The sequence below is a fragment of the Sphingomonas sp. 35-24ZXX genome, assembly GCF_000786215.1.
In the GTDB taxonomy this organism is placed as follows: domain Bacteria; phylum Pseudomonadota; class Alphaproteobacteria; order Sphingomonadales; family Sphingomonadaceae; genus Blastomonas.
Genome location: NZ_JROG01000003.1, coordinates 445,049 through 467,606, shown reverse-complemented (window position 1 = coordinate 467,606; position 22,558 = coordinate 445,049). Strand labels below are relative to the sequence as shown.

Sequence of the window (22,558 nt, the reverse complement as noted above, 5' to 3'; positions counted from 1 at the left end):
CAACTCCAACAGCATGTGGGGCGGACGCTTTGCCGCCGGGCCATCCGACGTGATGCGGGCCATAAATGCTTCCATCCCGTTCGACAAGGCGCTGTGGCGGCAGGATATCGATGGCTCGCTCGCGCATGTCGCGATGCTGGGCGCTCAAGGCATCATTCCCGCTGAAGACGCCGAGGCGATCACCGCAGGACTCAAGCAGATCGCGCAGGAATATGCCGCCAATGGCGTGACCGAGGACTGGTCGCTCGAGGACATCCACATGCATGTCGAAGCGCGATTGGCCGAACTGATCGGCCCGGCGGCGGGACGACTGCATACCGCCCGATCGCGCAATGACCAGGTCGCCACCGACTTCCGCCTTTGGGTGCGCGATGCCTGCGACGCTGCCGATACTGCGCTGAAGGCGTTGCAGGCCGCTTTGGTCGCGCGTGCCGACGAGCATGCCGATGCGATCATGCCCGGCTTCACCCATCTGCAGATCGCCCAGCCGGTCACCCTCGGCCACCATCTGCTCGCCTATTACGAGATGTTTGCGCGCGATCGCGATCGGTTTGCCAGCGCGCGGGCACGCATGAACCAGAGCCCGCTGGGCTCGGCGGCGCTTGCCGGCACGGGCTTTCCGATCGATCGCGACATGACCGCAAGCGCGCTGGGTTTCGACCGGCCCACCGCCAACTCGCTCGATGCGGTGTCGGATCGCGATTTTGCGCTCGATTATCTCAATGCCGCCTCGCAGTGCGCCCTGCACCTCTCTCGCCTCGCCGAAGAGTTCATCATCTGGGCCAGCCAGCCTTATGGCTTCGTCAAGCTGCCCGACAGCTTCTCGACCGGGTCGTCCATCATGCCGCAGAAGCGCAACCCCGATGCCGCAGAGCTGGTGCGCGGCCATGCCGGGCGGATCATCGGCTGCCAGACCGCGCTGATGATCACGATGAAGGGCCTGCCGCTTGCCTATTCCAAGGACATGCAGGACGACAAGCCGCCGGTGTTCGAATGCGAAGGCCTGCTGATGCTGAGCCTTGCCGCGATGACCGGCATGGTTTCCGAGACAACCTTCGTGACCGACGCGATGCGCACGGCCACCGAGCGCGGCTTTGCGACCGCGACCGATCTGGCCGACTGGCTGGTGCGCCAGGCTGGCATCCCGTTCCGCGAAGCGCATCACATCACCGGCGCAGTGGTCAAGCTGGCCGAGGGCAGGGGCGTGGCGCTCGATACTCTGCCGATCGAAGACCTGCAGGCGATCGATCCGCGGATCACCGATGCGGTCTACCCCGCGCTGTCGGTCGACGCCTCGGTCGCCAGCCGCAACAGCTATGGCGGCACCGCACCCGATCAGGTAAGGCTGCAGGTGGCCCGCGCCCGTGCCGCGCTGGCAGGAGAATGACCATGGTGCGTTTGCCCCACATGCTGTTTGCCGCAGCGGCTGCTGCGCTGCTGGTGCTGCCCGCCTGCGGCAGCCGCCAGAAGCTGACTGCGGTCGAAGGCATGCAGCCGGTGCCGCCGGCTTACGGCACATCGGGTGCGGCCGCACCGGACCAGTTGCTGGAACCCAGCACCCAGTCGCGCCCGGAGCGCAATGTCGAGCTTCGCCGCAAATCCGAGGCGCGCGCCGACGACCCGTTCGATCTTCCCCCCGAATAACCAAGGTTTCCAAGCCCAATGGATCATTTCTCCCTGGTGGACGGGCAGCTGTTTGCCGAAAAGGTACCGCTGTCGCGCATCGCCGATGAGGTCGGTACGCCGGTCTATGTCTATTCCCGCGCCACGCTGGAACGCCATGCCGATGTCTTCCGCGACGGGCTGGCTGGGGTAGAGCGCAAGCATCTGGCGTTTGCGGTCAAATCCAATCCCAATCTGGCGGTGCTCAAGGTGCTGGCCGGGCGCGGCTATGGCGCGGATGTCGTGTCAGCCGGCGAGATGGACCGCGCCCTGGCGGCGGGCATTGCCGCCGGTGACATCGTGTTTTCGGGTGTCGGCAAGACCGAGGCGGAAATGCGCCATGCGCTCGCTCAGGGCGTCGGCCAGTTCAATATCGAATCCGAAGAGGAAGGCCGGATGCTCGCCGAGGTGGCGAATGCGATGGGCCTGACCGCATCGGCGTCGTTGCGCATCAATCCCGATGTCGATGCGGGCACGCATGCCAAGATTTCCACCGGCAAGGCGGACAACAAGTTCGGCGTCGGTCTGCATGTCGGCCCCGGCATCTACCAGCGCTTGTCCGAGCTTCCCGGCATCGCCTTGCGCGGTGTGGCCGTGCACATCGGAAGCCAGCTGCTCAGCCTCGATCCACTCGAGGCGGCGTTCGCCAAGATCGGCGAGCTGGTGGCGCATCTGCGCGGCGCGGGCCATGCCATCACCCATGTCGATCTGGGCGGCGGTCTGGGCGTGCCGTATCAGGCCGACAATGATCCGCCATCGCCGGCCGATTATGGCGCGCTGGTGGCGCGGGTGACGAAGGGTTGGGATGCCGTTATCCAGTTCGAGCCAGGCCGCGTGATCGTCGGCAACGCCGGTGTGCTGCTCACCCGCGTCATCCGGGTCAAGCCCGGCATTCATGATCCCTTCGTGGTCGTGGACGCCGCGATGAACGATCTGGCCCGGCCCGCTCTGTACGACGCGTGGCACGATTTCGAAGCCGTCGCGCCCGATGGCACGCGGATGAGCGCGAACATCGTCGGCCCGATCTGCGAGAGCAGCGACACCTTCGCGATGGGCCGCGATATCGACACCGTTGCCGCAGGGGACCTGGCGATCTTCCGCACCGCAGGCGCTTATGGCGCGACGATGGCGAGCAGCTACAACAGCCGCGGCATCGTGGCTGAGGTACTGGTCGATGGCGACCGCTTTGCCGTCGTCGCCAATCGCATCAGCCCGGCCGAGATCATGGCGGCAGAGCAGGTACCCGACTGGCTGTGAACCAGCTGCCGATCTTCCTCAACCTGCGCGACAAGCCGGTGATGCTGATCGGCAGCGGCGACATGGCCGATGCCAAACGACGACTGATCGAACGGGCAGGCGGTATCTGGGTGGACGAGGATGATCGTGACGCGCGGGTTGCCATCGTGGCGATCGAGGACGAGGATGATGCGATCGCCGCGGTGCAGCGGCTGAAAGCGCGGGGGCTGCTGGTCAACGCGGTCGACCGGCCCGCGCTGTGCGATTTCACCACGCCCGCCATCATCGACCGCGATCCGGTGCTGATCGCCATAGGTACCGGCGGTGCCTCTGCCGGGCTTGCCAAGGCGCTGCGCCAACGACTGGAAGGGATGCTGCCTGCGGGGCTGGGCGTGCTCGCCCGGGCGCTCGATGCGGCACGCGGGCCGATCCGCGATCGCTGGCCGGGCGGGGCAGAGCGCCGCCGTGCGATCGATGCGGCGCTTGCCCCGGGCGGCGCGCTCGATCCGCTGGCCGAACACGGTAGCGATGCGGTGTCCGGATGGATCAGCAGCGGCGGCGAAGGCACGGCGGCGGGCGCCTATGCCATCACCCTGCAGTCTGCCGACCCCGAAGACCTGACCCTGCGCCACATGCGTCTGCTGGGCAGTGCCGATCTGGTGCTGCATCCAGCCGACATGCCGCCTGCGATCCTCGCGCGGGCTCGTGCCGATGCCGCGATGCGTGTTGCGGCAGAGGATGATGAAATCGCGCCTGAGGGCGTGACGGTGCGGCTCAGCTGGGCTGGGTCAGCAGGAAATTCATGAACACCGTGGCGATGGGCTTGCCGGGATCGTCCTGCCAGGCCTTGGCCTCGACATTGGCGACCCGCCGGCCGATCCGCGTCACCTCGCCCAGCGCATAGGTCCGCGCCTCGCGCCCGCCGCGCATGAAGTTGATGGTGATGTTCACCGGCTTGATCTTCACCGCGCCTTCGTCGCTGACCAATGTCACCCGCAGCGCCGCGATCGCCGCGATCTCGAGCAGCCCGCTCATCGCGCCGCCGTGCAGATACCCGGGACGGCCCATGACCTGCGGGCCATAGTCGAAGGCAATCACCGGCAGGCCCTCGTGCAGATGATCAACGGTCATGCCCATCGAGGTGGCGAATGGCGGCATGAAGCCGCGCACGGTCGAGATGATGGCGTCAGCGTTCATGGTTCAGCCCAGAAAGTTTTCGATACGGATGAAGGTGCCCGCGACATGCGCCACCGGATCGTCGGGGTCGCCGTCATGCGCAATGCCGCGCACGAACGCCATCGACCGAGTGACCTTGTAGCATTCGCCGCGCCCGATCACGGCTTTGCCGGGCGTGGCGGGGCGCATGTAGTCGACACGCAGGTCGAGCGTCACCTGCGGGCGGAATTCGCCGATGGCGGTCCACACCGAAAGACTGGTGGCGCTGTCCATCAGGCTGATGATCGGGCCGGAGGCGATAACCCCGGTCTCGACATCGCCGATCAGCGTTTCGGCATAGGGCAGTTCCAGCTCCACCCAGCTGTCGCCATGCGCGCGATAACGCATGCCCAGATGTCCGCCATGCCCCACCGAAGATATCAGGCCATGGAACATGCTGGGGTCGAAAGCGCCGCCCTTGCCGGGTGATGCGGGAGATGTGTCGGTCATGCAGGCGGGCTCGATTCCTGGCCGGTCCGATTAACGGACGATAATTGGAAATTGTGCCGTGAACTCTGCACGCTGCCGCCTGTTCGTCAACCCGCCGCACGAAGGAAGCTGTTCATGGCCGCAGACTGCAAGCCCCCTGTCATTCACATCACCGAACTTCCCGGCTTCGCCAATCCCGTCGCGCTGCACGGCGCGCGGTTGAATGACGGACCCGCGCTGGGTGTCACGGACGACCTTTGGATCATCGCGGTGATCATGGTCTACGAAGGCGGCCATTGACGCTGCGCGGCGGTCGCGACCGATGAGCCCGCAGGCCTGGCTGCAGGAAAGGCTGGCGAGCATGGCGCAGCATCCTGCAGACCTGCCGGGCGGCTATGCCGATCCCGTGCTGCAATCCTTGGTGATGCTCGACGATGGCCGGGTCCACCTGTCGCTGGCGATTGTCGATGCCGCCGCGTGGCAGGCACGCAGGACCGGGCTTGGTGGCGACCCCGGAATGATCGATTTCGCCGACGGCTGGACGCGGCTCAAGGTCCTGATTGCAGACGATCTGGTGGTGCAGCAGCACGAACTCATATCCGCCAAGGGTTCGCTTCGGGCCATCCCCAACCCGCCGCTCAAGATCGGGCCGGGACAGGAATTCGCGCTTGCCAACGCCATGGAGGCATTGCGCTTCACCCACGTCGGCGCGGATGCGGTGATCCTGCGACTGGTCGCCCGAGATCCGCTAGCGCGGCAGGCGGTCGAGTGCGACAGCCAAAGCGGCGCAGTGGTGCGCGTCCGCCAGGCCCAATCGCACGAGGGGCGGATACGGATGACTCTGTCCTTGCTCCGCTCGCTGGGGGTCGGTGAGGCTGTGTCGGTCGTTCGAGACGGCATGCCGGACTGGCCAGCCCATTTGCGCTGGCATGCCGTCATGGAAGCACTGGCGCTTGAGTCTCGTGCCGGCTTTGCCCTGCTCGAAGACCTGTTGCGCGACGATCCGGACTCTCAGATCCGCCACCAGGCATCCCAGCTGCGTGACAGCTTGCTCGCCCGTTATCCCGATCTTCGCGACCCGACCTGATCGTCATGGCGATACCCATTGCAACCGACACGGCCGAAGCCTGCAGCCTCGCGGAATACCTGGCGGCCCTTGATGCATCGGGCTTTGCTCCGGATGATCCGGCGTCGGTGGCTCATGCAGCGCACTGGCTGGCGAGGTTGGCAGCAAACCGAAAATTCTTGGGCGAACTCGCGCTGACCGAACTCAGCCAAGGTTGTCGGAGGGAGGGCGGGCAGGGCTATTCGCCCCAGGTGATGATGCTGGGCAAGCCGCGTGCGGGATGGTTCATGCGCGCCAACATCTGGCCATCGCACGAAGAGGCCGTGCTTGCCGACAGCGGTGCGGCGGCCTTTGTCTACGGGGTCGCCCATGACCATAATTTCGATTTTCTGACCATCGGTTATCATGGCCCCGGCTATGGCAGCGACCATTACGAGGTCGATCCGCAGAGCATCGTCGGGGTCGTGGGGGAGAAAGTCGTGCTTACTCCCAAGGGAACCAGCACGCTGGTGCCGGGGCAGCTGATGCATTATCGCGCCCGCCGCGATGTCCATTGCCAGCACGCGCCCGCCAGCCTGTCGGTGTCGATCAACCTGATGCACAGCACGCCCAGCCAGCGCTGGACCGACCAGTTTCAGTATGATCTTGCCACCTCCACGATCGCGCGGGTGCTGACAGGATGCACGGGCGATACGCTGGCCCGTCTGGCGCTCATGCTCGCGCCGCAAACGGCAGGCGACATCCTGGACACGATCGCACGCCAGCATCCGGAGGAGCGGCTGCGCTGGTCGGCGCTCTCCGCGCTGGCATCGGCAGAGCAGCAGGACGAGGCGCGCCGCACGCTCATCGCGCGCTACGATCCCGGCGGATCGACATGGTTGGCGCGCAGATGCCGCGCCGCGATTGGCGATTGATGGGGCAGAGCGGCTGGCTATTGTCGCCCGGTACAATCCACGCGGGGGAAGCCGGAAGCATGCTCATCACGGATTTCGATATCGGGCAGATCGGGCGGCTGATCCAGATCGCGATGGCGCCCGCCTTCCTGCTCCTGGCGACGGGCAATATCCTGCAGATGTTTGCCAACCGGCTGGCGCGGGTGATCGATCGCGAGCGCGTCCAGATGGCGGAGTTCCATCGCACCGAAGGCGACGCGCATGTGCAGGTGGTGAACGAGCTGCGCATTCTCGACCGGCGTGCCGGGATCGTGAACAAGGCGATCCTGATGGGTACTTTGAGCGCGGTGACGGTGGCGCTGGTGATTGCCTCGATCTTCGTGCTGTCGCTGACCGGCTATCGCTTCGGCCAGATCGTCGCCGGCGGATTCATCCTGGCGATGGTGCTGCTGATCTCGGGGCTGCTGCTGTTCATTGCCGAAATCCGGCTCGCGACCCGCAACATCCGGATCGAGGAAAGCCTGCTGCGGCTGGATGATGAATGAAAAGGGCCCCGCCATCGCTGGCGGAGCCCTTTTGAAGACCTGGTTTTCGATCCCGATCAGCTGGCAGCGGGCGCTGCAGCGGCGGCGTCAGCAGCCGGTGCCGCTTCGCCTTCAGCCGCGGCAGGAGCTTCTTCGCCCTCGGCCGCGGGGGCCGCATCGGCTGCGGGAGCCGCAGGCAGCGGCAGCGGGCTGCCGGTCTGGGTGTTCATCCACGCCATCAGATTGGCACGGTCTTCAGCCTTGCCCAGGCCTGCGAAGCTCATCTTGGTGCCATCGGCATAGGCCTTGGGCGAGGTGAGCCAGGCGTTCATTTCCTCGAAGGTCCAAGGACCCGACTTGCTCTTCAGAGCATCCGAATAGGCGAAGCCCGCGACCGAGGCATGGGGCTTGCCGAGCACGCCGTACAGGTTGGGACCGATCCCGTTGGCGCCGCCGCTGTTGATCGAGTGGCACGACGAGCACTTGGCGAACACCTTTTCGCCCTTGGCAGGGTCGGCGCTGGCGAGCAGCGTTGCGATCGGCACTTCGGCAGCTGCGCCTTCGCCTTCCGAAGACACGACGCCTTCGATCACATAGCCCAGCTTCTCGGGACGCTCGGGCTTGTCGGCATGGAACACCTTGCCGCTGATGATCGACAGGCCAAGGGCGGCGATGCCCCCTGCAAGAACCCAACCTGCAATCGTGTTTCTGCTGTCCTGCATGCCCTGTTGCCTCATCTTTTGTGCAGACGCCATGGTGGCACGGCGCCTTGAAAGGTCGTCATCCGATCAGACCGGCTACAACAGCCGGGCCTCTCAGCGTAATGATCAGGCCTGTTGCCGCGTCGCAACAAGCCGGTCCGCCGCCCCCTCTAATCATGGTCCGGGCGCTCTGCAAGCCCCGACACGCGCGATTTCGCCTTGTCGTTACGGCCCAGCCTGCCTATGCGCCCTGCCCATGCAAAGCTATCCCCAGATCGCCCGTCGGATGGTTGACGACATGGCGCGAATCGCTGCCGCAGAGCCTGAGCGCGCGATTGCGTATCAGGGTGCGCCCGGAGCCTTTTCGCACATCGCGGCATCGGGCTTTGCGCCGGACTGGCATCCGCTGCCATGCTTCTCGTTCCAGGATGCGATGGATGCGGTGAAAGACGGCCGCGCATCGCGCGCGATTATCCCCATCGAGAACTCCCAGCACGGGCGGGTAGCCGACATCCACTTTCTGCTGCCCGAAAGCGGGCTGACGATTGTTGCGGAATATTTCCTGCCTGTACGCCACTGCCTGCTCGCCAAGGGTGATGGCCCCTATCATTCGGCGGTGAGTCATCCGCAGGCGCTGGGCCAGACGCGGCATTATCTGCGCGCCAATGGCATGGAACCGGTGAGCTATCCGGATACGGCGGGCGCGGCAGCTTTCGTGGCCGAATCGGAAGAGCCCGGGCTGTGCGCGGTGGCATCAAGGCTGGCGGGCGAAGTGTTCGGGCTAAAGGTGGTGGTCGAAGGTATCGAGGATGCCGCACACAACATGACTCGCTTCGTCGTTCTCGCCGGCCATCGCGACGACCCCATGCCCGATTCCGGCAAGGTGATGACGACCTTCGTGTTCGAGGTGAAGAACATTCCCGCAGCTCTGTTCATGGCGCTGTCCGGCTTTGCCACCAACGGCATCAACATGACCAAGCTGGAAAGCTATATCCGCGATGGCAGCTTTGCCGCGGCGGAATTCTACGCCGATATCGAAGGCATGCCCGGTCAGCCTGCGGTCGATCGCGCGCTTGAGGTTCTGGGCCATCACAGCAAATGGGTGCGTATCCTGGGCGTCTATCCGCAGGCGCTATCGCGCGAGTGATCGGGATGCCAGGCCCGCGGATCAATCCACGGGCTTGCCGATCCGCCGGTTGAGCAGGCGCATGACCGGTGTCACGGTCAGGCCGTGCAGCAGGATCGATCCCAGCACGATCAGCCCCAGCGTCTCCCAGAGGATGTGCTGACCATCGAAATCGCCGTGGTTTAGCCCGAACGCGAGATAATAGACCGACCCGAGCCCGCGGATACCGAAAAACGCGATAACGAAGCGTTCGAGCGGCGGACGATCGATATCGATCAGCGCCAGATAGCCGATGACAGGTCGGATCACGAGCAGCACAAGTCCGGCCACAAGAACGTTGGTCCACCCGATGTTCGACACTAGCTCGCCACCGGTCAGCATGCCGCCAAACAGCACCAGCAGCACCATCATCACCAGGCGCTCGGTTTCGTCGGCAAAATCATGCAGTTCCGAGTTGAAGTCGTCGCCATCTGCCGAGCGTCGCAGGATCAGCCCGGCGATGAACACCGCCAGAAAGCCATAGCCATGTGCGAATTCGGCCAGTGCATAGATCGCAAGCGTCGCTCCGACCGCGATGAAGCCGTCGCCGGTGCGCGATAGCCGCGTATCCTGCGGCAGCCGGTAGATGATCTGACCGAGCAGCCAGCCGCCCGCGGTGCCGACCAGCGCGCCCACACCCAGCCGCCAGACGACATCCTGCCATGCCCACACACCCAGTGTCGACCAGCCAAGGCCGGCGGCGCTGGCAGCCAGCGCAAGATACACGAAAGGAAAGGCGAGTGCATCGTTGAGCCCGGCTTCCGAGGTCAGCGCAAAGCGCGCCTCGTCACTGTCTTCGCCATCGGGCTTCTCGATCTGGACGTCCGACGCCAGCACCGGATCCGTCGGCGCAAGACAGGCCCCGAGCAGCAGGGCCGACGCCAGCGGCAGCCCGAGGATCCATGACCCCGACACCGCGATCAGCGCGATGGTCAGCGGCATCACGACCACCAGCAGCCGCACCGTGATCTTCCAGCCGGACCAGCTCAGCGGCCGACTGATCTTCAACCCTGCCCCCATCAGCGAGATGATGACGATGAACTCAGTCGCCTTTTCGATCAGGATCGGCGATTCGACGGGGTGCGGCGAGAACTGCCTGAGCGGGGTGAAGGTGAACATCGCCATGCCCAGACCGACGAAAATGATCGGCAGCGACAAGGGCAGCTTCTTGAGCAGCAGCGGCAGCCAGGCCACCAGCAGAACGACCAGCCCAATCCCCAGCAGCCACAATTTGTAGTTTTCCAGCAGAAACTGGCCGACCACGCTGGTGAACATCGGGTCGGTGTAAGCCGTCACATCCAGATCAGGTGCCTTGGGGACGATGATCTGGCGAACAGTGTGAAACATCAATGCGCGGCACCCCAACTCGGCCCGGTGCCGATCTCTACGCCCAGTGGTACGCTGAGCGTTACCGCGGGTTCCGCAGCGCCCTCCATCACCGCACGGATGACCGCCGATGCCGCTTCCACGTCGCCCTCGGGCAGCTCGAACACCAGTTCGTCATGCACCTGCAGCAGCATGCGCACATTTGGCAGACCGGCCGCCTCGAGCGCGGGCAGCATCCGCGCCATCGCCCGTTTGATGATGTCCGCGCTGGTCCCCTGGATCGGCGCGTTGATCGCGGCGCGCTCGCTGCCCTGGCGCTCGGCCTGGTTCTTCGAATTGATCCGCGGGAAATGGGTTTTCCTGCCGAACAGGGTCTCGGTAAAGCCGCATTCGCGTGCCTTTTCCATCGTTTCGGCGATATAGCGGTTGATGCCGGGAAAGCGCTGGAAATAGGTGTCGATCATCGCCTGCGCTTCATCTGCGCTGACCTCAAGCCGACCGGCCAGGCCCCAGCGCGAGATGCCGTAGAGGATCGCGAAATTGATCGTCTTGGCGCGGCCGCGCGTATCGCGGTTTACTTCGCCGAACAGCTCCTGCGCGGTGCGGTTGTGAATATCCTCGCCTTGCGCAAAGGCATCGCGCAGAGAATCGACATCGGCCATGGCCGCGGCAAGCCGCAGCTCGATCTGGCTATAGTCGGCCGCGAGGATCACATTGCCGGGCTCTGCAACAAAGGCATGCCGGATCTGACGGCCGATTTCGGTGCGGATCGGAATGTTCTGCAGATTGGGTTCGGTCGATGACAGACGCCCGGTCTGCGCGCCGACCAGGCTGTAGCTGGTGTGGACGCGGCCCGTGTCGGGGTTGATCTGCTCCTGCAGCGCATCGGTATAGGTCGACTTGAGCTTGGACAGCTGCCGCCAGTCGAGCACCTTGCGCGATATCTCCGATCCTTCGCCCGCCAGCTTTTCCAGCACGGTGACGTCGGTGGAATAGGCGCCGGTCTTGCCCTTCTTGCCGCCCTTCAGGCCCATTTTCTCGAACAGGATTTCGCCCAGCTGCTTGGGGCTGCCGATCGAAAAGCTCTGCCCGGCCAGCGCATGGATTTCGGTTTCCAGCGCCGCCATGCGGGTGGCAAAGTCCTGGCTAAGCGCCGCAAGCTGCTCGCGATCGACCCTGATGCCGTTGCGCTCCATCGCGGCAACCACCGGGATCAGCGGGCGATCGACCATCTCGTACACGCGGGTTGCGCCTTCCACCGGCATGCGCGGACGCAGCACGTGCCAAAGCCGCAGCGTCACATCGGCGTCTTCGGCGGCATAGCGCGTGGCATCGCTCAGCGGGACCTCGTTGAAGCCGATCTGCTTCTTGCCGGTGCCAGTCAGCGATTTGAAGCTGATGCAATCGTGGCCCAGATGCCGCTGCGCCAGCGCGTCCATCCCGTGGCCGCCGCTGCCGAATTCCTGGCCAGCATCCAGCATGAAGCTCATCACCATGGTGTCATCGATCGGGGCGACCATGATGCCATGGCGCGCCAGCACGTTGAGGTCGTACTTGATGTTCTGGCCGATCTTGAGAACGCTGTCGTCCTCCAGCAGCGGCTTCAACCGAGCGATGGCATCCTCGATCGCGATCTGGCTGGGCTTTTCGGCGAACATGTCGCTGCCGCCATGCCCCAGCGGGATATAGCAGGCCTCGCCCGGCGCGACGGCCAGGCTCACGCCGACCAGACGCGCCTGCATCGAATCGAGCGAATCGGTTTCGGTGTCCACCGCGATCGTGCCTGCGGCATGGGCGCGTGCGATCCAGGCGTCGAGCGTCGCGATATCCTGGACGCACGCATAGGCATCAACATCGATCGGCGGCATCGCCAGTGCCTGCGGCTTGATCGCATTGTCGGATCGGGGTGCGCCCTGGTCTGATGATCCCGCCGAGGATGGCGCGGGCGCATCCGCCGGACCGCTCGCCCCCAGCTTTCGCAGCAGACTGGTAAAGCCGTGAAGCTGCAGGAAGGCGCCCAGCGGTTCGGGCGGGATGTCCTTGAGCAGGAAATCGTCGAGCTCATTGGGCAGCGGGCAATCGTCCTTGAGTGTCACCAGCACCTTGCTGAGCCTCGCCATCTCGGCCTGCTCGACCAGGCTGTCCCGAAGCTTCGAGGGCTTCATCGCGGGTGCGGCCGCGAGCACGCTTTCCAGATCGCCATGTTCGACGATCAGCTTCGATGCCGTCTTGGGACCGACGCCGCGGATGCCGGGCACGTTATCCACCGCATCGCCCATCAGCGCGAGCACGTCGCCCAGCTGCTCGGGAAGCACGCCGAACTTTTCCATCACCGCTTCAGGCCCCAGCCGCGCGTTCTTCATCGTATCGAGCATGTCGAGCCCGGGCTGGATCAGCTGCATCAGGTCCTTGTCGGAGCTGACGATGGTGACCTTCCAGCCCTTGGCAAGCGCATCGACCGCGTAGCTGGCGATGATATCGTCGGCCTCGACATTGTCCTCCTCGATGCATGGCATCGAAAAGGCGCGCGTTGCATCGCGGATCAGCGGGAACTGGGGGACCAGATCCTCGGGCGGGGCAGGGCGGTGCGCCTTGTACTGGTCGTACAGTTCGTTGCGGAAACTCTGCGAGCTCTTGTCGAGGATGACCGCCATATGGGTCGGGCCATCGGCCTTGTGCAGATCGTCTGCCAGCTTCCACAGCATCGTGGTATAGCCATAGACCGCGCCCACCGGCGTTCCTTGCGGATTGGTCAACGGGGGCAGCCGATGATAGGCGCGGAAGATATAGGACGATCCGTCGACGAGATAGAGGTGGTTCTGCTGTGCCATGGCGGCAGCGATAGCAGCGCCTCATCGCAGGGTCATGCAATTTTGGAACGGGACGTTACCCCGATGCGTAACCCCGGCGGGTCAGGCGCTATCTGGGCGCTGTCATCATGGAGTAAAATTATGCGTAGTCTTTCAATTGCCAGCGTCGCTGCACTTGCCTTGGGTCTGGCGGCCTGTTCGGCCGAGACCGAAAACAAGGCGGATGCCGCCGCGGAAGCCGCGGGGGATGATATCGAAGCCAATGTCGATACCGCAGGCGAAGTGATCGACAACACCATGGACGATGTCGAAGCGAGCGTCGACGAAGCTGCCAAGAATCTCGATGCCGAGGCTGAAAAGGCCGGCGACAAGATCGAGCGGGAGTGGGACGAAGCCGAGCGCGAAGTCGAGCGCGAGACGAAATGATTTCAGTCTAGAGCAGCTCTGCCCGCTTGATCCGATCGGATCGGGCGGGCAGGCTGATCAGCATTCCATCCTCTCCCATCACCACGTCCCCCGAATAGGCGTCCGCGACACCGCGCAGAAAATAGGGGTGGAGAAGCCGCGTCGGCATCCGCGGCACGACATGGGTGAACACCAGCATCTTCGCATTTCCCTGCCGGGCGATCCCCGCCACGGCCACCGGTGAACTGTGATAGCCGGGAATATCCGACATGATCTTGGCAATCCGCCGATCGCCCCTTTCCTTGGCGGTGGCGGCGATCTTGCCCACCATCTGAGGGTTCAAGACCTCGTGCACCAGCACATCGCATCCCTTGCACATGCGCGCGACGGTCGCGGTCGGTGCGGTGTCGCCGCTGATCACCACCGATCGCCGCTTGTAGTCAAAGCGATAGCCCAGCGCCGGCTCGACCGGATCGTGCTTGACCGCGAAGGCCTGCACCTTGAGCCCATCTTTCGCGAAGATGGTCTGGGCTTCGGCACTTCTCGAGATGGTGAATGCCCGCGCGCCTGCACCGCTGCGCGGCATGATATCCGCGCCGTGATGCGCAATGCGATAGCCGTAATCCGCAGTATAGGCGGTATCGAAGCCGCTGACGACCTTGTCGACGCCTTCCGGGCCATAGACCGGCATTGGGATGGTCCGCCTGCTCGCCGCCCAGCGCAGCATCAGGACCTCGCCCAGCCCATCGATATGATCCGAATGGAAATGGGTGAGGAGGGTCGCGTCGATCTTGCCCAATGGCACCCCGATCTGCCCGATCCTGCGTCCCGCACCCGAGCCTGCATCCACCAGCAGCACCTGCTTGCCTGCGATCACCAGAGCGCAGGGGCCGGATCGATCGGGGTCGGGCAGGGGCGAACCCGTACCGCACAGGATGACATGCAGGCCATCGTCGAGCCCTGCCGTCACGTCGGTGCCGTAACCGGCCTTCACGGCGCGACCATAGACAAATTCGCCCAACGGATCGCGCGCCATCCACAGTCCGGCGGCAATGCCCACCATCAACACGGCAATCAGAAACACGCGGCGCATCGGCCATCCCCTCGATGTTATGTCACAGATTATGTCATAATATAGAGGGGATGGCTAGCCCGATCTAGCGCGCAACCAGTCCTGGATCGAACGGGATAAAGCCCGAGCAAAAAGGTCCCTTGGCAGAGCAGTCAGCGCGCCGTACACTTGGGGCCGTCCGCAACTGGCGCATCGAGATGGACCACCATCGGGGAGCGGGCAGATTTTTCATGTCGCGCGCCTGGGCAATCTGCTGATCGAAAGGCATGGCCCATGACCCAAGCACCACCCGCATACAATGTCGTCTTCGTCCTGTTCGACAATGTGACCCAGCTCGATTTCACCGGACCTGCGCAGTTCCTGTGCCGGATGCCCGGGGCCAAGGTGCATGTCGCTGCGGCTAGCCTCGATCCGGTGATGACCGATGTCGGCTTTGGCATCATGCCGACGGTGACGTTCGAAGATTGCCCGCAGGCCGATCTGCTGTGCGTGCCCGGTGGCCTGGGTGTTGCGCCCGCACTCAGCAATGCACGGCTGATCGAAATCGTGAGCAACCAGGCATCTCGCGCGCAATGGATCACCAGCGTGTGCACCGGCGCGTTCATCCTCGGACGGGCAGGTTTGCTTCAAGGCAAGCGCGCGACGACGCACTGGGGCTATGCCAGCCTGCTCCCCATGGTTGGCGCAGTGCATGAAGACGCACGCACCGTGTTCGATGGCAATGTCGTCACCGCTGGCGGCGTGACCTCGGGCATCGACTTTGCGCTCACCATCATCGCGCATCTGCACGGTGAGGATGTCGCGCGCTCGCTGCAGCTCAATTTCGAATACGACCCCGCACCGCCGTTCGTGGGAGGAACGCCAGCGACCAGCCCGTCCCACATCGTCCAGATGATGCAGTCACGGTTCTACGACGCGCGATCGGCCGAGATGGAAGCGGCTCTGAACGCCACCGCCTGACACGAAAAAGGGCCGGAAGGTTTCCCCTCCGGCCCCAAATCTTGCGTTGGCTTGAAGGCCGAACGTGCGTGGATCAGAAGTCCATGCCGCCCATGCCGCCCATGCCGCCGGGCATGCCGCCCATGCCGCCGCCCGAAGACTTGTCTTCCGGCGCGTCACAGATGGCAGCTTCGGTGGTGATCAGCAGGCCGGCAACCGAGGCTGCGTCCTGCAGGGCAGCACGCACGACCTTGGTCGGGTCGATCACGCCGGCTGCCACCAGGTTTTCATACACATCGGTCGATGCGTTGAAGCCCAGGGTTTCGTCGTTGCCGTCGAGCAGCTTGCCCGAGACGACAGCGCCATCATGGCCTGCGTTCTGTGCGATCTGGCGAACCGGAGCGTACAGTGCCTTGCGGATGATATCGATACCGCGGGTCTGATCGTCGTTGCCGCCGGTCATGCCTTCGAGAGCACGGGTTGCATAAAGCAGGGCCGTACCGCCGCCGGGGACGATGCCTTCTTCGACAGCTGCGCGGGTTGCGTGCAGCGCGTCGTCGACGCGGTCCTTCTTTTCCTTCACTTCGACTTCCGAAGCGCCACCGATCTTGATCACGGCAACACCGCCGGCGAGCTTCGCCAGACGTTCCTGCAGCTTTTCACGATCGTAATCGCTGGTGGTGTTCTCGATCTGGCTGCGGATGGCTTCCACGCGGGCCTTGATCGCGTCGGCTTCACCGGCACCATCGACGATGGTAGTGTTGTCCTTGTCGATCGAAACGCGCTTGGCCTGGCCGAGCATGCCCAGCGTCACGCTTTCCAGCTTGATGCCCAGGTCTTCGCTGACCATTTCACCCTTGCTGAGGATCGCGATGTCTTCGAGCATCGCCTTGCGACGATCGCCGAAGCCAGGTGCCTTGACCGCAGCAACCTTCAGGCCGCCACGCAGCTTGTTGACCACCAGGGTCGCCAGCGCTTCGCCTTCGATGTCTTCTGCGATGATCAGCAGCGGACGACCGGTCTGGACGACAGCTTCCAGGATCGGCAGCATCGCCTGCAGGTTCGACAGCTTCTTTTCGTGGATCAGGATGTAGGGGTTGTCGAGTTCAACCGTCATCTTGTCCGGGTTGGTGATGAAGTAGGGCGACAGATAGCCGCGGTCGAACTGCATGCCTTCAACGACATCCAGTTCCGATTCCATGCCCTTGGCTTCTTCGACGGTGATGACGCCTTCCTTGCCGACCTTTTCCATGGCCTGCGCGATCATCTCGCCGATTTCCTTCTCGCCATTGGCCGAGATGGTGCCGACCTGGGCGATCTCGTTGGTGCCGGCGACGGGCTTCGAGCGCGCCTTGAGCGATTCGACGACCTTGGTCACCGCCAGATCGATGCCGCGCTTGAGGTCCATGGGGTTCATGCCGGCAGCAACCGACTTCATGCCTTCGCGCACGATGGCCTGGGCCAGAACGGTGGCAGTGGTGGTGCCGTCACCGGCGATGTCGTTGGTCTTGGAAGCGACTTCCTTGACCATCTGCGCGCCCATGTTCTCGAACTTGTCCTTGAGTTCGATTTCCTTGGCGACGGTAACGCCGTCCTTGGTGATGCGGGGAGCGCCGAAGCTCTTGTCGATGACGACGTTGCGGCCCTTGGGGCCCAAAGTCACCTTGACGGCGTCAGCGAGGATGTCGACACCGCGCAGAATGCGTTCGCGGGCGTCGCGGCCAAACTTTACGTCTTTAGCAGCCATGAGAGATGTTCCTTCAATATCGATTTAGGTCAGTCAGGATGATCGGATCGATCAGCCCATGATGCCCAGAATGTCGCTTTCCTTCATGATGATCAGGTCTTCACCATTGATCTTCACTTCGGTGCCCGACCACTTGCCGAACAGGATCTTGTCGCCAACCTTGACGTCGAGCGCGATACGCGCACCGGCATCGTCACGGGCGCCTTCGCCAGCGGCGATCACTTCGCCTTCTGACGGCTTTTCCTTGGCGGCGTCGGGAATGATGATCCCGCCAGCGGTCTTTTCTTCGGCTTCGATGCGGCGCACCAGAACCCGGTCGTGCAACGGACGAAATGTCATGCGTTAAGCCTTTCCTTGCGTCACTGAAATTAGTGAAACCCCCTTCGCGGCCGGCACAGCGAAACGTGCCTGCACTCGCGATTAGCACTCGGGTGGGGTGAGTGCTAACGAGCCGCTAGATAGCGCCCGGTTGGCGGTGGTCAACCCATGGTGGCCGGAATTTTTTGCGCCGGAAGCCCAAACGGGGTAACTTCGCAGAATAACGGGTCGAACCGAAAGCTGGACGGAGGGATGCAGGTCTTCGCCGTTCATAGTGCTCCCTTGATCTGAGAGGAAAAACCCATGTCGAATTCCATGCTGACCCTTGGCGCCGCAGCCGCCGCCGTGCTGGCCGCCGCCACCGTTGCTGCCACGCCCGCTGCTGCCGCCGGCGAAAAGGAAAAGTGCTACGGCGTTTCGCTGAAGGGCAAGAACGATTGCGCCGCCGGCCCCGGTACCTCGTGCGCAGGCACCTCGACCGTCGACTATCAGGGCAGCGCCTGGAAATATGTCGCCAAGGGCGAATGCGCCAAGATGGGCGGATCGCTGACCGCCCTCAAGGGTGCCAAGAAGCCGACCCCCAAGGCTTGAGCCCACTGGATGCCTGACAGCCCGATGAACCTGCCCCCCGAAACAGGCATCGGGCTGAAGCCGGCCCACTATCGCGACATTCTGGAGCCCCAATCGGGCGCGCCTCTCCCTGCATGGGTGGAGGTGCACCCGCAGAATTACTTCGTCGATGGTGGGCCGCCCCATCGCTGGCTGACTGCGGTGGCCGAGCGATTGCCGATCAGCTTTCACAGCGTCGGCCTGTCGATCGGGACGGCTGAAGGGCTGGACACCGATGAGCTCGAGCAGCTGGCGGCCTTGTGTGTGCGCTATCAGCCCGCGAGTGTTTCCGACCATCTGAGCTGGTCGGGCAACAGCACCGATCGCTACCCCGATCTGTTGCCGATCCCCTATACGCAAGCCGCGCTCGATCATGTCGCAGCGCAGGTGAGCCGCGTGCAGGACCGGCTCAAGCGGCCGATTCTCATCGAAAACCCCTCACGCTATCTGGCCTTTGACCATGACGAGATGGATGAGGTCACGTTCCTGCACGCCCTGTGCCGCCGCAGCGGCTGCGGCCTGCTGTTCGATATCAACAATGTCGAGGTCAGCTGTACCAATCTGCAGACAGATCCGTTCGCGACGATCGATGCGATTGATCCGGCGCTGGTCGGCGAAATCCACCTCGCAGGGCACGCCACCGAGTGGCATGATGGCCGTCCATTGCTGATCGATGACCATGGCTCTGCCGTCAGTGAGCTGACCTGGGCACTGTTCGACCGCTTCGTGGCACGGGCCGGGCCAAAGCCGGTGCTGATCGAATGGGATACGAACGTTCCAGCGTTTGACACCTTGATGGCAGAAGCACACCGCGCGACCCGGCATATGGCTGACGCTGGCGCGCTGCAGGTCGCCTGATGGCATGAGCGATCTGGCAGACGATCAGGCGCGTTTCATCGCGGTGCTGCAGAGGGGACCGCAGGCGTTCCCCGAAGGCCTGTTCGCGGACCCTCCCGGACGGGCGCTGCTCGGTCTGAAGGCGCATGCCAACACCATCAGCCATGCCAGGCTGGTGGCGATCGAGGACAGCTTTCCGCGCACCCGCGATCACATGGGAGCCGCAGCCTTCAACAACGCCTCGCGCCTGTTCGTCGAGCAGCCCGAGGTCCGCGCGCGCAAGTTCTTGCAGATCGGCAAGGGCTTTGCGACCTTTCTGAATGGGCAAGGGGCCGAACAGTCGTGCTGCGACCTGGCCGCCATCGAATGGGCCTGGCTGCAATCCTATCACGCCGCCGAGGCCTCTGCGCTCAGACTGGCCGACCTCGCCGGCCTTGATGAGAGCGGCCTGCTCGACCTGCCGGTCACGGTGCATCCTGCGGTGCGCCTTGTGCCGGTGCTTTCCGACATCGGCGTGCTGCTGCCCGAATTGGCCGGACAGGCGGCGTCCACTGCCGCCCATCTGTTGATCACGCGCCCAGACGCTGAAGTTCTGCTGCATCCGCTGGGAAGCTTGCAGGCTGATCTTGCAATGCGTGCAGGCGATCTGCCCAACATGCGTAACCTTCTGGCTTCCGCCATCGAAATGGCAGGCGAGGCGGAGGCATTGCCGGCCATCTTCGCGCTGATCGAGGCGGGGATGCTGGCAAGGCCGGGGGAATGACCGGGGGCTGATCAGGCCCGTGGCCCTGCGACATCGCGCGCGATGCCTCGGCCCGACCCATCTAGCCGGAAGCCCTTGTTGATGACAGCCTTGATCCTGCGCGTGATTGCGCTTCTTGAAACCCGCCTGTTCGAAGGGTTCGCCCTTTTTGTCGTTCGCCTGGCGCTGGCAGCCCAGTTCTGGCGATCCGCTCGCACCAAGGTGGAGGATGGCAGTTGGCTGACCATCAATCCGATCACCTACGACCTGTTCCGAGACGAATACCATATGCCGTTTCCGGAAATCACCGGCACGATCGCCACCTATGCCGAACACATCCTCCCGATACTGGTGATGCTGGGGCTCGCGACGCGTTTTGGCGCGGCGGGGCTGTTCGTGATGACCAGTGTCATTCAGCTGTTCGTCTATCCCGATGCGTTCTGGACGCCGCATGTCATGTGGTTCGGGCTGGCGTTGATCCTGGTCGCGCGCGGCGGCGGCATGTTCGCGCTTGACCGGCTGTTCGACGCCCGGTTCGCGCGATCTGGCGCATAGCGCTGAACCGGCACTGCCAGGCCGTCCGGGCGTGGCGCAGGTCGACGGTCGAACACCATCAGCCGTCTGTCGCGCGAAGCAGTGGCAAATTCCGTCTGCCGTGCCTAGATAGGTCGCTGGGGCATATCCGCCCGATGCGGAGCAGATAATGGGTTTTGTGAAGGGCGCCTGGAAGGTGCTGGTGGCGATCAAGGACGGTCTGGTCCTGCTTGCCATGTTATTGTTCTTCGGCCTGATCCTGGCGGCACTGTCTTGGCGGCCCAATCCGGCCGCGGTGACCGATGGCGCGCTGCTGGTCAAACTCGATGGCGTGATCGTCGAGGAGCCCGAGAGCGCCGACCCGTTCAACGCCCTGCTCAGCGGCCAGGCGCCGCTCAAGCAGTTTCGCGAACGCGACCTGATCCGGGCGATCGACACCGCAGCCCAGGATGATCGCATCAAGGTCATCGCGCTTGATCTCGACAGCTTCATGGGCGGCGGCCAGGTCTCGCTCGAGCAGGTCGGTGCCGCGCTCGGCCGCGCCAAGGCCAAGGGCAAGCCGGTCTATACCTTTGCCACCTTCTACAGCGATGCCGCCTATATGCTGGCGGCGCATGGCAGCGAAATCTGGATCGACCCGATGGGTGGCGCCGCGTTCACCGGTCCGGGCGGTTCGCGCCTGTATTACAAGGATTTTCTTGACCGCTTCAAGGTGACCGCGCACGTCTATCGCGTCGGCACGTTCAAGAGCGCGGTCGAACCCTATCTGCGTTCCGACCAATCACCCGAGGCCGAACAGGCGCTGCTGGCGGTCTATCGCCCGATCTGGGAGAACTGGCAGGCGGCGGTCAAGAAGGCGCGTCCCAAGGTCGATCTGGCCGGTTATATTGCAGATCCGGCAGGGACGATCACCGCGGCCAATGGCGATCTGGTCAAGGTTGCGATCGACCGCAAGATCGCCGACAAGGTCGGTGACCGTGCCGCCTTCGGCAAGCGTGTTGCAGCGCTGGCAGGCGCTGACGACGACGAAGGCCCGGGCGCATTCAAGCACACCAATCTCAAGGACTGGGTGGCGGCAAACCCCGCCAAGAGCGGCGGCGACGAAGTTGCGGTCGTGACCATCGCAGGCACGATTGTGGATGGCGATGCCGGCCCCGGGACGGCGGGCGGCGATCGCATCGAGGAGCTGCTGCACAAGGGCCTGAAGCGCGACAACCTCAAGGCGCTGGTCGTGCGCGTGGATTCGCCGGGTGGCTCGGCGTTCGCCTCCGAACAGATCCGCCGCGCGATCGAGGAATATCGCAAGCGCAAGATCCCGGTCGTGGTCTCGATGGGCAATGTCGCGGCGAGTGGCGGCTATTGGGTGGCAACCGCGGGCGACACGATCTTTGCCGAACCCTCGACCATTACCGGCTCGATCGGCATCTTTGCCGTCCTTCCCAGCTTCGAACGTGCGCTTGCCGAATATGGCGTGCGCGCGGATGGCGTGGCGACCACCGAGCTTTCGGGTCAGCCCGATATCCTGGGCGGGTTCAACAGCACCGTGGACACCTTCATTCAGGGCAGCATCGAGCATGATTACCGCCGCTTCCTGGCGCTGGTCGGCAAGGCCCGCGGCATGTCTGTCGATCAGGTCGACGAGATCGCCCAGGGCCGGGTCTGGGATGGCGGGACCGCGCGGCAGATCAAGCTGGTCGATCGCTTTGGATCGATCGACGATGCGATCGCCGAAGCTGCCAAGCGGGCAAAGCTGAAGGACGGTGGCTATAGCGTCCATGACCTCCAGACCGAGCCCGATCCGTTCGAACAGCTGGTGTCCAGCATGTTCGCGCCGACCGAGGACGGCCAACAGCAGGGCAGGGGCCTGGTCGCCCGTCTGGCCTGGCAGCAGAAGGCTGCTCTGGGTCAGGCGCTGGGCGACGTGCAGGTCTTGAGTGGCGCGCAAGGCGTCCAGGCCTGGTGCCTGGAATGTTCGGGCGCACTGCCGTCGCGCAGCATCGCCAAGGCTGATGCGGGCTGGCTGGGCGCATTGCTGAAGCGCTGAGGGAACCGGGATCAGCCGCTGGCGTAGCTCCTGACAGGCAATTCTGTCGCAAAAGGAGCACGCACATGGCTGAGCAATCTGATAATCCCAACGCCGGTCAGGAATTCGGTGAAGGCAATTACAAGGCGGCGCAGAACTTCCGCGCCGCGCAGGAAGAATTTGCCGCCGACAAGCCCAAGGTCGAGCAGAAGGCACGCGAGGCCGCTGACGCTCTGGAAGGGGCTGAAGCTGCCGAACTCGAGCAGGCAGAAGCCGCGGCCCGCGACGGTCATTCGGCCTGAACG

25 protein-coding genes and 1 riboswitch are annotated in these 22,558 nt (G+C 63.9%); of the genes, 17 read left to right on the top strand and 8 right to left on the bottom strand.

The window, feature by feature from the left end:
• Nucleotides 1–13: 13 nt before the first annotated feature.
• From argH to LI72_RS04905, 4 genes are read left to right on the top strand one after another with little or no spacing between them, the layout of a single operon-like run.
• Nucleotides 14–1,387, top strand: a complete 1,374-nt coding sequence (gene argH, locus LI72_RS04920) for an argininosuccinate lyase (RefSeq protein ID WP_033924715.1) — start codon at nt 14–16, stop codon at nt 1,385–1,387.
• A gap of 2 nt (nt 1,388–1,389) precedes the next feature.
• Nucleotides 1,390–1,644 (top strand): hypothetical protein, encoded by a 255-nt coding sequence (locus LI72_RS04915; protein ID WP_331377995.1) that lies wholly within the window; start codon nt 1,390–1,392, stop codon nt 1,642–1,644.
• 18 nt (nt 1,645–1,662) lie between these two features.
• Nucleotides 1,663–2,919 (top strand): diaminopimelate decarboxylase, encoded by a 1,257-nt coding sequence (gene lysA / locus LI72_RS04910; protein ID WP_033924714.1) that lies wholly within the window; start codon nt 1,663–1,665, stop codon nt 2,917–2,919.
• The gene (locus LI72_RS04905; protein WP_033924713.1) at nt 2,916–3,704 is read left to right on the top strand and encodes a precorrin-2 dehydrogenase/sirohydrochlorin ferrochelatase family protein; all 789 of its coding nucleotides are present in this window, start codon (nt 2,916–2,918) and stop codon (nt 3,702–3,704) included. The genes lysA and LI72_RS04905 overlap by 4 nt, the downstream gene beginning before the upstream one ends.
• On the opposite strand, the gene LI72_RS04900 is transcribed toward LI72_RS04905, so the two are convergent.
• Both LI72_RS04900 and LI72_RS04895 read right to left on the bottom strand, forming a co-directional pair.
• On the bottom strand, nt 3,673–4,095 hold the full coding sequence (locus LI72_RS04900; protein ID WP_081984638.1) for a PaaI family thioesterase: 423 nt from the start codon (nt 4,093–4,095) through the stop codon (nt 3,673–3,675). The genes LI72_RS04905 and LI72_RS04900 overlap by 32 nt on opposite strands.
• A 3-nt stretch (nt 4,096–4,098) precedes the next feature.
• A complete protein-coding gene (locus tag LI72_RS04895; RefSeq protein ID WP_052129513.1) occupies nt 4,099–4,563 on the bottom strand; it encodes a PaaI family thioesterase in 465 nt (154 codons plus the stop codon).
• 114 nt (nt 4,564–4,677) lie between these two features.
• Here LI72_RS04895 and LI72_RS19935 point away from each other — a divergent pair, with 114 nt between their 5' ends.
• The 4 genes from LI72_RS19935 to LI72_RS20270 are packed head-to-tail and all read left to right on the top strand — an operon-like array spanning nt 4,678 to nt 7,046.
• Nucleotides 4,678–4,842, top strand: a complete 165-nt coding sequence (locus tag LI72_RS19935; RefSeq protein ID WP_156139484.1) for a hypothetical protein — start codon at nt 4,678–4,680, stop codon at nt 4,840–4,842.
• Nucleotides 4,843–4,864: 22 nt separating this feature from the next.
• Nucleotides 4,865–5,629 carry a hypothetical protein gene (locus LI72_RS04890; RefSeq protein WP_033924712.1) on the top strand — a complete coding sequence of 255 codons (765 nt, stop codon included), beginning with the start codon at nt 4,865–4,867 and terminating at the stop codon, nt 5,627–5,629.
• A 5-nt stretch (nt 5,630–5,634) separates the two neighbouring features.
• The gene (locus LI72_RS20275; RefSeq protein ID WP_052129512.1) at nt 5,635–6,522 is read left to right on the top strand and encodes a hypothetical protein; all 888 of its coding nucleotides are present in this window, start codon (nt 5,635–5,637) and stop codon (nt 6,520–6,522) included.
• A gap of 59 nt (nt 6,523–6,581) precedes the next feature.
• The gene (locus tag LI72_RS20270) at nt 6,582–7,046 is read left to right on the top strand and encodes a DUF2721 domain-containing protein (protein WP_052129511.1); all 465 of its coding nucleotides are present in this window, start codon (nt 6,582–6,584) and stop codon (nt 7,044–7,046) included.
• A gap of 56 nt (nt 7,047–7,102) precedes the next feature.
• Here LI72_RS20270 and LI72_RS04875 read toward each other — a convergent pair whose 3' ends face one another.
• Nucleotides 7,103–7,747 carry a c-type cytochrome gene (locus tag LI72_RS04875; protein ID WP_033925303.1) on the bottom strand — a complete coding sequence of 215 codons (645 nt, stop codon included), beginning with the start codon at nt 7,745–7,747 and terminating at the stop codon, nt 7,103–7,105.
• 235 nt (nt 7,748–7,982) lie between these two features.
• Here LI72_RS04875 and LI72_RS04870 point away from each other — a divergent pair, with 235 nt between their 5' ends.
• On the top strand, nt 7,983–8,873 hold the full coding sequence (locus tag LI72_RS04870) for a prephenate dehydratase (RefSeq protein WP_033924711.1): 891 nt from the start codon (nt 7,983–7,985) through the stop codon (nt 8,871–8,873).
• A 21-nt stretch (nt 8,874–8,894) separates the two neighbouring features.
• Here the strand turns inward: LI72_RS04870 and LI72_RS04865 are convergent, their stop codons facing one another.
• Together LI72_RS04865 and polA are read right to left on the bottom strand one after the other, a co-directional pair.
• A complete protein-coding gene (locus LI72_RS04865; RefSeq protein WP_081984635.1) occupies nt 8,895–10,238 on the bottom strand; it encodes a cation:proton antiporter in 1,344 nt (447 codons plus the stop codon).
• Nucleotides 10,238–13,048 carry a DNA polymerase I gene (gene polA, locus LI72_RS04860; RefSeq protein ID WP_033924710.1) on the bottom strand — a complete coding sequence of 937 codons (2,811 nt, stop codon included), beginning with the start codon at nt 13,046–13,048 and terminating at the stop codon, nt 10,238–10,240. The genes LI72_RS04865 and polA overlap by 1 nt, the downstream gene beginning before the upstream one ends.
• A gap of 120 nt (nt 13,049–13,168) precedes the next feature.
• On the opposite strand from polA, the gene LI72_RS04855 reads away from it, so the two are divergent.
• Complete coding sequence (locus tag LI72_RS04855) at nt 13,169–13,453, top strand: hypothetical protein (protein ID WP_033924709.1); 285 nt, start codon at nt 13,169–13,171, stop codon at nt 13,451–13,453.
• A gap of 7 nt (nt 13,454–13,460) precedes the next feature.
• Here LI72_RS04855 and LI72_RS04850 read toward each other — a convergent pair whose 3' ends face one another.
• Nucleotides 13,461–14,525: an MBL fold metallo-hydrolase gene (locus LI72_RS04850; protein ID WP_033924708.1), complete on the bottom strand. Its 1,065-nt coding sequence runs from the start codon at nt 14,523–14,525 to the stop codon at nt 13,461–13,463.
• Between the two features lie 149 nt (nt 14,526–14,674).
• A riboswitch (ZMP/ZTP riboswitch) is annotated at nt 14,675–14,758 on the top strand.
• A gap of 19 nt (nt 14,759–14,777) precedes the next feature.
• Between LI72_RS04850 and LI72_RS04845 the strand changes: the two genes are divergently transcribed.
• Nucleotides 14,778–15,464 (top strand): DJ-1/PfpI family protein, encoded by a 687-nt coding sequence (locus LI72_RS04845; RefSeq protein ID WP_033924707.1) that lies wholly within the window; start codon nt 14,778–14,780, stop codon nt 15,462–15,464.
• Between the two features lie 73 nt (nt 15,465–15,537).
• On the opposite strand, the gene groL is transcribed toward LI72_RS04845, so the two are convergent.
• Together groL and groES are read right to left on the bottom strand one after the other, a co-directional pair.
• The gene (gene groL, locus LI72_RS04840) at nt 15,538–17,190 is read right to left on the bottom strand and encodes a chaperonin GroEL (RefSeq protein WP_033924706.1); all 1,653 of its coding nucleotides are present in this window, start codon (nt 17,188–17,190) and stop codon (nt 15,538–15,540) included.
• A gap of 51 nt (nt 17,191–17,241) precedes the next feature.
• Nucleotides 17,242–17,529, bottom strand: a complete 288-nt coding sequence (gene groES, locus LI72_RS04835) for a co-chaperone GroES (RefSeq protein WP_017671248.1) — start codon at nt 17,527–17,529, stop codon at nt 17,242–17,244.
• 282 nt (nt 17,530–17,811) lie between these two features.
• On the opposite strand from groES, the gene LI72_RS04830 reads away from it, so the two are divergent.
• The 6 genes from LI72_RS04830 (at nt 17,812) to LI72_RS04805 (ending at nt 22,555) form a co-directional block, all read left to right on the top strand.
• Nucleotides 17,812–18,099 carry a BufA1 family periplasmic bufferin-type metallophore gene (locus tag LI72_RS04830; RefSeq protein ID WP_033924705.1) on the top strand — a complete coding sequence of 96 codons (288 nt, stop codon included), beginning with the start codon at nt 17,812–17,814 and terminating at the stop codon, nt 18,097–18,099.
• A 24-nt stretch (nt 18,100–18,123) separates the two neighbouring features.
• Entirely contained in the window at nt 18,124–18,975 is an 852-nt protein-coding gene (gene bufB, locus LI72_RS04825) for an MNIO family bufferin maturase (RefSeq protein ID WP_033924704.1), read from the top strand.
• Between the two features lie 4 nt (nt 18,976–18,979).
• On the top strand, nt 18,980–19,717 hold the full coding sequence (locus LI72_RS04820) for an HvfC/BufC family peptide modification chaperone (protein WP_052129508.1): 738 nt from the start codon (nt 18,980–18,982) through the stop codon (nt 19,715–19,717).
• An 81-nt stretch (nt 19,718–19,798) separates the two neighbouring features.
• Nucleotides 19,799–20,251 (top strand): DoxX family protein, encoded by a 453-nt coding sequence (locus tag LI72_RS04815; protein WP_033924703.1) that lies wholly within the window; start codon nt 19,799–19,801, stop codon nt 20,249–20,251.
• A gap of 148 nt (nt 20,252–20,399) precedes the next feature.
• On the top strand, nt 20,400–22,274 hold the full coding sequence (sppA, locus tag LI72_RS04810) for a signal peptide peptidase SppA (RefSeq protein ID WP_033924702.1): 1,875 nt from the start codon (nt 20,400–20,402) through the stop codon (nt 22,272–22,274).
• 65 nt (nt 22,275–22,339) lie between these two features.
• A complete protein-coding gene (locus LI72_RS04805; RefSeq protein WP_033924701.1) occupies nt 22,340–22,555 on the top strand; it encodes a hypothetical protein in 216 nt (71 codons plus the stop codon).
• The last annotated feature ends 3 nt before the right edge of the window (nt 22,556–22,558 follow it).

Excerpts from the sequence above, each read along its gene's own strand:
- LI72_RS04850 (WP_033924708.1), bottom strand. The coding sequence starts at position 14,525 with ATGCGCCGCGTGTTTCTGATTGCCGTGTTGATGGTGGGCATTGCCGCC.
- LI72_RS04830 (WP_033924705.1), top strand. The coding sequence starts at position 17,812 with ATGTCGAATTCCATGCTGACCCTTGGCGCCGCAGCCGCCGCCGTGCTG.
- LI72_RS20275 (WP_052129512.1), top strand. The coding sequence starts at position 5,635 with ATGGCGATACCCATTGCAACCGACACGGCCGAAGCCTGCAGCCTCGCG.
- polA (WP_033924710.1), bottom strand. The coding sequence starts at position 13,048 with ATGGCACAGCAGAACCACCTCTATCTCGTCGACGGATCGTCCTATATC.
- LI72_RS04845 (WP_033924707.1), top strand. The coding sequence starts at position 14,778 with ATGACCCAAGCACCACCCGCATACAATGTCGTCTTCGTCCTGTTCGAC.
- LI72_RS04805 (WP_033924701.1), top strand. The coding sequence starts at position 22,340 with ATGGCTGAGCAATCTGATAATCCCAACGCCGGTCAGGAATTCGGTGAA.
- LI72_RS19935 (WP_156139484.1), top strand. The coding sequence starts at position 4,678 with ATGGCCGCAGACTGCAAGCCCCCTGTCATTCACATCACCGAACTTCCC.
- LI72_RS04870 (WP_033924711.1), top strand. The coding sequence starts at position 7,983 with ATGCAAAGCTATCCCCAGATCGCCCGTCGGATGGTTGACGACATGGCG.
- groES (WP_017671248.1), bottom strand. The coding sequence starts at position 17,529 with ATGACATTTCGTCCGTTGCACGACCGGGTTCTGGTGCGCCGCATCGAA.
- LI72_RS04855 (WP_033924709.1), top strand. The coding sequence starts at position 13,169 with ATGCGTAGTCTTTCAATTGCCAGCGTCGCTGCACTTGCCTTGGGTCTG.
- LI72_RS04815 (WP_033924703.1), top strand. The coding sequence starts at position 19,799 with ATGACAGCCTTGATCCTGCGCGTGATTGCGCTTCTTGAAACCCGCCTG.
- bufB (WP_033924704.1), top strand. The coding sequence starts at position 18,124 with ATGAACCTGCCCCCCGAAACAGGCATCGGGCTGAAGCCGGCCCACTAT.
- LI72_RS04890 (WP_033924712.1), top strand. The coding sequence starts at position 4,865 with ATGAGCCCGCAGGCCTGGCTGCAGGAAAGGCTGGCGAGCATGGCGCAG.
- LI72_RS04915 (WP_331377995.1), top strand. The coding sequence starts at position 1,390 with ATGGTGCGTTTGCCCCACATGCTGTTTGCCGCAGCGGCTGCTGCGCTG.
- LI72_RS04865 (WP_081984635.1), bottom strand. The coding sequence starts at position 10,238 with ATGTTTCACACTGTTCGCCAGATCATCGTCCCCAAGGCACCTGATCTG.
- LI72_RS04900 (WP_081984638.1), bottom strand. The coding sequence starts at position 4,095 with ATGAACGCTGACGCCATCATCTCGACCGTGCGCGGCTTCATGCCGCCA.
- sppA (WP_033924702.1), top strand. The coding sequence starts at position 20,400 with ATGGGTTTTGTGAAGGGCGCCTGGAAGGTGCTGGTGGCGATCAAGGAC.
- LI72_RS04895 (WP_052129513.1), bottom strand. The coding sequence starts at position 4,563 with ATGACCGACACATCTCCCGCATCACCCGGCAAGGGCGGCGCTTTCGAC.
- argH (WP_033924715.1), top strand. The coding sequence starts at position 14 with ATGTGGGGCGGACGCTTTGCCGCCGGGCCATCCGACGTGATGCGGGCC.
- LI72_RS04875 (WP_033925303.1), bottom strand. The coding sequence starts at position 7,747 with ATGCAGGACAGCAGAAACACGATTGCAGGTTGGGTTCTTGCAGGGGGC.
- LI72_RS04820 (WP_052129508.1), top strand. The coding sequence starts at position 18,980 with ATGAGCGATCTGGCAGACGATCAGGCGCGTTTCATCGCGGTGCTGCAG.
- groL (WP_033924706.1), bottom strand. The coding sequence starts at position 17,190 with ATGGCTGCTAAAGACGTAAAGTTTGGCCGCGACGCCCGCGAACGCATT.
- lysA (WP_033924714.1), top strand. The coding sequence starts at position 1,663 with ATGGATCATTTCTCCCTGGTGGACGGGCAGCTGTTTGCCGAAAAGGTA.
- LI72_RS20270 (WP_052129511.1), top strand. The coding sequence starts at position 6,582 with ATGCTCATCACGGATTTCGATATCGGGCAGATCGGGCGGCTGATCCAG.